Raw genomic sequence first — 744 nt, 5'->3', positions numbered from 1 at the left:
ACCAAAGAGACACGGCCTAGGCGTCGGAACAAAGGAGTCCGGCGCTCTCGAAGGAGTCCCGGGTGGCCGGATCGTCCAGTGCTCCCGCCTCACCGAAATAGCGCACGAGGGAACGCGCGGACCCCGCCATGTCGGCCGCGACCTTTTCCCCGGGCCAGGATTCCGCGAGGACCTGTTCGACGTTCCGCTCCGGCAGCCCCAGCGTCCGCAGATCCTCGGCCGCCCGGGCGAGATCGGGTGCCAGGAACGCCTGGATCGCCGCCGGAACCTGCGGCCCGACGGCCCCGCGCTCGGCCGGTGTCAGAGCGGCCCACAGGTGGCGGAGCACGGCGCGGAAGTAGACATGGTGGCGCCCCTCGTCCTCGGCATGGTCGCGGACGTGCTCCCGCAGCGACCCGGGCAGCCGCTCGTCCCGCGGGATCTCCGCGAGGATCCCGGAGATCAGGGTCTCGCTGACGATCGCGAAGAGCAGCGCCTCAACTCCCCTTATCTCGTGCGGAAGTCGGTCCCGGATGACGTCGAGGCGCTCCGTGAACGCGGGTGGGCCCCCGCCGTCCGGCCGCTCGGCGGGCACCCCGGTCGCCCGCGCCACCTGCTGCCCGAAGTCGTACGAGACCTGCGCGTGCCACGCCTCGTCCGTGACGATCTTGAACGCGTCCGCCCGCATGGCCTCCGGCAGTCGCAGGCCCGAGCGGCCCCGGCTGATCGCGGTCACCACCGGGATGACCGCGATCAGCCGGGGCC

1 protein-coding gene is annotated in these 744 nt (G+C 72.2%); it reads right to left on the bottom strand.

Annotated features, from left to right (window positions below; genetic code table 11):
* Positions 1-16 precede the first annotated feature (16 nt).
* The coding region (locus tag CCN72_RS36575) for a diiron oxygenase (protein ID WP_086812629.1) at positions 17-744 on the bottom strand (728 nt) is incomplete at its 5' end.

Origin of the sequence: Streptomyces murinus, assembly GCF_002154555.1 — a bacterium.
GTDB classification, from domain to species: Bacteria; Actinomycetota; Actinomycetes; order Streptomycetales; family Streptomycetaceae; genus Streptomyces; species Streptomyces murinus.
This window is presented reverse-complemented; position numbering and strand designations above follow the sequence as displayed.